This is a genomic window from Amycolatopsis coloradensis (assembly GCF_037997115.1).
GTDB lineage: Bacteria > Actinomycetota > Actinomycetes > Mycobacteriales > Pseudonocardiaceae > Amycolatopsis > Amycolatopsis coloradensis_A.
Window position 1 is genome coordinate 8,019,836 of sequence record NZ_CP150484.1, and the last position, 6,000, is coordinate 8,025,835.

Annotated in this window: 5 protein-coding genes; all 5 read left to right on the plus strand. The window is 64.7% G+C overall.

What is annotated here, in order from left to right; all coding sequences use genetic code 11:
• Window positions 1–286: 286 nt before the first annotated feature.
• The gene (gene wecB, locus LCL61_RS37485; protein ID WP_340684120.1) at window positions 287–1,540 is read left to right on the plus strand and encodes a non-hydrolyzing UDP-N-acetylglucosamine 2-epimerase; all 1,254 of its coding nucleotides are present in this window, start codon (window positions 287–289) and stop codon (window positions 1,538–1,540) included.
• On the plus strand, window positions 1,540–3,204 hold the full coding sequence (locus LCL61_RS37490) for a DUF2334 domain-containing protein (protein ID WP_340684121.1): 1,665 nt from the start codon (window positions 1,540–1,542) through the stop codon (window positions 3,202–3,204). The genes wecB and LCL61_RS37490 overlap by 1 nt, the downstream gene beginning before the upstream one ends.
• Before the next feature lie 62 nt (window positions 3,205–3,266).
• Window positions 3,267–4,847 carry a polysaccharide deacetylase family protein gene (locus LCL61_RS37495; protein ID WP_340684122.1) on the plus strand — a complete coding sequence of 527 codons (1,581 nt, stop codon included), beginning with the start codon at window positions 3,267–3,269 and terminating at the stop codon, window positions 4,845–4,847.
• A 61-nt stretch (window positions 4,848–4,908) separates the two neighbouring features.
• Window positions 4,909–5,274, plus strand: a complete 366-nt coding sequence (locus LCL61_RS37500; RefSeq protein ID WP_340684123.1) for a helix-turn-helix transcriptional regulator — start codon at window positions 4,909–4,911, stop codon at window positions 5,272–5,274.
• 97 nt (window positions 5,275–5,371) lie between these two features.
• A complete protein-coding gene (locus LCL61_RS37505) occupies window positions 5,372–5,956 on the plus strand; it encodes a lamin tail domain-containing protein (RefSeq protein WP_340684124.1) in 585 nt (194 codons plus the stop codon).
• Window positions 5,957–6,000: the final 44 nt, after the last annotated feature.

The following is a 6,000-nucleotide window of genomic DNA, read 5'->3' on the forward strand; positions in this document are numbered from 1 at the left end:
CCAAGGGATCGCAACGCGAGCAAAGAACAGGCGACCACCAGTACGTGCACGGCCACTTGCACCACCCCGGACGATCCGAAGAGAGCAAATCCCATGAATAAAGGGACCCCGGTCGCCGGAATCGATGTAACAGACATCTTGACAATCCTTTTGACGGCGTGCGATACATTAAGAACCAGCTGCAGAGCGCGGAAGCGGCCACTCCCATTAACACTGAACCCACCCTGCACAGCCTGGGCAACAGTCCCATGAAAATTCGCGCGGGGTTCACCGAGTGGGAGTATTAATGGATTGCACTGTTCGGAGCAGCTCAGGGGCCATTCACCGGGACGACCCCGGAATAACGGCCGATACGTCCCGAACGGCACCCGACGTGGTATTACTGGGCGGCACCCGACCAGAGGCGGTGAAGCTCGCACCGATCGTTCGAGCAATGCGAGACCAAGGCCGGATCCGACCGGTGCTGGTCGCGAGCGGACAGCACGAAACGATGTTCGGTCAAGCCTTGTCGTCCTTCGGACTGAGCCCTGATGTCCGGCTGGACATCGAGCGCCCGACGGGAAGTCTGTCCGAACTACTGGGTGAATTGGTGACGACCCTCGACGTTCACCTCGAACGGCTCCGGCCCGCCGCTGTCGTCGTTCAAGGTGACACGACGACGGCGCTCGCCGGCGCCCTGGCGGCCTTCTGGCGTCACATTCCCGTAGTTCACGTCGAGGCCGGACTGCGGTCCCATGATCCGCGGGCACCCTTTCCCGAGGAGGCCAACCGTAAACTGGTAGCCCAGCTCAGTACATTGCATCTCGCGCCGACCGCTCGTGCGGTGAACAACCTCCTGGAAGAAGGTATCGCCGGCCCAGAGGTACTGCTGATCGGCAACACCGTGGTCGACGCGGTGCTTTCGATCGCGCGTACACCGACCGCGTACCACGATCACCGGCTTCCGTCCCTCGAGAACCGGGCGCGTACCGGCAAGTCTCGCCTGCTTCTCGCCACGATGCACCGCAGGGAATCCTTGGGCGCTCCCCTGGACGGAATCCTCGCCGGCCTGCGCGCGATAGTGGAGGAGCACGCGGACGTCGAAGTGGTCTTGCCGGTCCATCCGAATCCTCAAGTCCGTAATCAGGTGGTCACCGGCCTACTCGGTGTGGATCGTGTCCATATCACCGGCCCCCTGCATTACGCGGAGTTCTGCCGCCTGCTCTCCTGCGCGCGCCTGGTGCTCACGGATTCCGGAGGCGTGCAGGAGGAAGCGCCCAGCTTCGGAGTTCCGTGCGTCGTGCTGCGCGAAATCACCGAGCGCATGGAGGCCGTCGAAGCGGGCGTCTCGGTGCTGGCGGGACCAGATCCCGTCCTGATCGCGCGGCATGCCGCTCAGCTGTTGGCCGAGAGCCGGGACGAGGGCTCGAATACTCGCCCCAATCCGTTCGGTGACGGTCTGGCCGCTGTCAGGGCTGAGCAGGCCATCGCACACCTGCTCGGACTCGACACCTGTGCGCCCGCGGCGGCGCAGCAAGCCATACTGGCAAAGGGGAAGTGATGAGCACGCTCACCCCTTCCCTGCGTCGGCGATCCCGTTCATGGCCCGCGTGGCTCCGGCTGGCATGCGCCTTCGTGCTTGCCGGTTCTGTCCCCGTCGCCGTGTCCGTCGTGGACGCCGGATCGCGGATCACGCCGGCGGAAACATCCTCCGTTCCCGGCAAACCGGGGGATCCGGCCCCGGGCGCCCTGCCGGGCTGGCGCACGCTGGTGCTCTACGAACCAGGTACGGATGGCTCCAGTGGTGAGGTCCACGGAGTGCAAGCGGCGAACCTCGTCTCCCATGGCGGCTCGTTCGAGCTGCGTCAGGCCGACAGGTACCGGCCGGGCGATGCTTCCCAGTTCTCATCGATCGTGTACATCGGTCATCGCGGCACCGCTCCTGTTTCCGATGGCTTGCTCGCCGATCTGGCCACCGCGGGCAAACCCGTCCTGTGGGTCGGGCACGGGATCGAGAGCTTGTTCACCTGGGATCCGGCCTACCAGCACAAGACCGGGTGGCGGCCTGCCGGCCGTGACGAGCAGGCCATCGCCGCTATCGACTACAAGGGGGTCCAGCTCGGGCGTGACGACCAAGCTGATCCGCCGACACGGGTAGAGCTCATGGACACGGTCAAAGCCCAGGTACTCGCCGAGGTCGTTCACGACGACGGCAACCGGACTCCCTGGGCGGTGCGCTCGGGCGATTTGACCTACATCTCGGAAATCCCGTTCACCTATGTCGGGCGAGCCGATCGGTATCTCGCCGCCGCGGACCTCCTGCGCCCTCCAAGGTCTCCGGCGCGGGCTCCGCGAGCTCTCGTCCGCTTGGAAGACGTCGGCCCGGCAACCGATCCCGGCGTCCTGAGGACGGTCGCAGATCACCTCGCACAACGCGGGATCCCCTTCACGGTCGCTGTATATCCCCGTCATCGGGACCCGCGAGGGGTAACGAACAATGGCGTTCCACTGGACATCCGGCTGACCGACCGGCCGGATCTGGTCGACGCGTTGCGCTATCTGATCAGCCGTGGCGGCGCGCTCGTGTCGCACGGCTACACGCATCAGTACGGCGACGAACCCAATCCGCACAACGGTGTCAGCGCGGCCGACTACGAGTTCTATCGCGCACGCCTTGGTGCCGGCAACGCGACCGAACTGGTCGGTCCGGCAGCGGGCGACTCTTTCGTGTGGGCACGGGACCGGATCGACCAAGCCCTCTCCGAACTCGCCGGCGCCGGGCTACCCCGGCCGGCGATGTTCGAGTTCCCGCACTACACCGCGTCCGCGGTGGACTATCAAGCCGCGACACAGGCGTTCGGTATGCGGTACGACCGGGGAACCTACTTCCGGGGATGGTGTGAACCTGCCTGTGGCCAGGCCGGCGCGGTCGATCCGGCGGGGGTCTACCTGCAGACTTTCCCCTACGTCGTCCGCGACATCTACGGTGCCGTGGTCGTTCCCGAAAACCTCGGCTATCTCCCGGTATGGCCGGACATTTCAGAACGCGACCGCGCGATAGCCGCGGTGGTCGCCGAGGCTCGGGCCCTCCGCGTCGTCGACGATGGAGTCGCCAGTTTCTTCTACCATCCCTCTCTCGGTGCCGAAGCGCTCATGAAGGTCATCGACGGCATTCAGGCTGCCGGCTACCGGTTCGTGCCTGCCGCGGAGATCGGGCGCGGTTGAGGCTGAATCACAAAGATACGGAGTTCTTCTTGACTAGAATGCTTGGCGTCCGGCGCATCATCATGACCCTTCTGGTGCTGAGCACCACGCTGGTGGTCACCTCCCCCGCCGCGAGTTCCGGGACCACCCACCTGTACCCGGCCGCTCCCAGCGCGGAGCCGGGCCGGCGGACGCTCGTGCTTTACGACGCCGACGGTGAATACGGTTGGCTCGGGGAGTCGTACGCGGTCATGGCGGGCAATCTCCTGTCCCATGGCGGCGCCTGGGTCATGCGCCCGGTCCAGCGGCATTTTCGGAACGAGTTGCAGGACTACACCGCCGTGGTCTATATCGGCACCAGTGACCACAGACCACTACCCAGTGCGTTCCTCGACGCCGTGTTGAAGACGCGTACGCCGGTGCTGTGGATCGGCGGCAACATCGGTCAGCTTTACAGCAGGGACCGTGACTTCTCGAGAAAATTCGGCTGGCGGCCGGCCGGGGTCGATACGAGCGCGACAGCCCGGGTAATCTACCGCGGCGCATCGTTCGACCGTGATCGTGCCGCGGCTTCGAGCGGCATCATGCGCTCCGAGATCAACGACCCCGCCCACGCGGCCCCCGTAGGCGAGGCGGTTCGCCCGAATGGCAGCCGATTCCCCTGGGGAGTGCGCTCCCGGCATTTGACATACCTGGGTGAAGTGCCGTTCTCGTTCACCGGCCTCAACGATCGTTACCTCGCGGCCGCCGATCTACTGTCCCGCCACGCGGGCCCTTCCAAGGCGGAGGGCAAAAAGGCCCTGATACGGATCGAGGATGTCGGCCCGGACGCCGATCCCGCGCAACTGCGGGCGATCGCGGACTACCTCCACGCGCGTCGAGTCCCCTTCTCGGTGGCGGTCTACCCCCGCTACCGAGATCCACGAGGTCGTTACAACAATGGCGAACCGGTGGACAAGACCTTGGCGGACACGCCCGCGGTCGTCGCCGCCCTGCGTTACATGACCGCCCGACGGGGAACGTTGGTGATGCACGGTTACACACATCAGTACGGAGAGGGCTCGAATCCCTACAGCGGGGTGAGTGGCGAGGATTACGAATTCTATCGAGTGCGGCTCGGCGACGACGGCGGCCTGCGCTACCAGGGCCCGGTCGCCGCCGATTCCCGGGCCTGGGCACGGCAACGGATCGCCAGCGCGGCACGAGAATTCCGCCGAGCCGGGCTGGCCGTGCCGACCATCTTCGAGTTCCCTCACTATGTCGGCTCGGCGATCGACTACACCGTGGTGAACGAGCTCTTCCCGGCCCGATACGACCAGGGATTCCATGCCGCGGGCTGGTGCCCGAACGGCGCGTGTGGTTCGGGAAAGCCGGAGTACTCCCGGGCCACGAGTCAGCGTTTTCCGTTCCTGGTGCGAGACATCTACGGTTCGGTTGTAATACCCGAGTCACTCGACCACGTATCTCCGGCGAGTTCTGGCGAGTCCCGCCGGCTCCCAGAAGACATTCTGGCCACCGCCAAGCGGATCGCGGCGGTCCGTGGCGGTGTGGCGAGCTTCTTCTACCACCCGTATCTGGGAACCAGCTACCTCAAGCAGGTGGTGACCGGAATCCAAGACCTGGGTTTCGCGTTCACCGACGCGGCGGAAATCCAATGTGGCTGAGCGCGTTCTGCAAGACGCAGCGTCGCGCACGTGCCGCGCACCTTTCGACAGAGGAATCCAAGTGTACGACCGGGAACCACCTGAATCGATTGCGGAGCTGATCAAATGGATCAGGGAAAGGCGTGGTTTCAGCCAGCGTGAACTCGCCGAGTCACTTGCCTCGGCGTCTGGTCGTGACACCGTGACCCGTGCGGACATATCCCGATGGGAGCGAGGGAAACGCATCCCCACCAGCCATTGGCTGCACTGGCTGAGCCGCGTTCTCGAGGTACCGTTGCCCACTCTGCAGTACGCGGCATCTCTCGCCAGGCGCGAACGCCTGCTGGCGCAGATGCTGCAGCCACAGCCGTGGACCCTGCTGCCATTCGAGCTCGATCGGCGGAGCGCGGAATCGAACGACCGACAAGATTATCAGGAGCCATTATGATGGCCTCTTTTCCGCGGTCGCCCACATTGACAAAATATATCTCAGGGTCTCATTGAGAACCCTGATTGCATCAGAATCCCAACCAGGAGATTAAATTATGAAGCGCACGTTTTGCGTGATCGCAGCGGCGGTCGCGACGGTGTTCGGCCTCGGCGCCGCCAATGCGGCCGTTGCCGAAGAGCAGGTTCCTGTTGTGCCGCGCAGCGTTCACATCAGCGAGCTTGCCACCCAGGGTGTCGGCCCGGACGCGACGTTCAAGGAATACATCGAACTGTCCAACCGCGCCAACTACACCGTGACCATCGGTGGTGCCAAGCTGCTGGCCAACTACAGCAACTTCGAGTTCGAGATCGCCCGGATCCCGACCGGTACCCGGCTGGCGCCGGGACAGACCTACCTGCTGGCGAGCCAGCGGCTCGCGGGGTCGGTACAGCCGGACCAGGTCTTCACGACCACCAACGACATCCCCAACGCGGTGGGGATCTCCCTGCAGACCGCCATGGGCCGTCAGCTGGACGTCGTGGGCACCACGTACAGGACGACGTACTACGCGGGTGTCCCCGCTTCGCCGCTCAGCCCGCAGGACGCGGCACAGAAGAAGTCACTCCACCGAGTGAACTTCGTCGGTAACAACCAGGTCGACTTCCAGAAGCTCCCGGCCAGCCCGGGCCGTCCTGGCTGATTTCACGCACGGCACTGCTGCTCCGGGGGGCTCGGGCCAGTTTC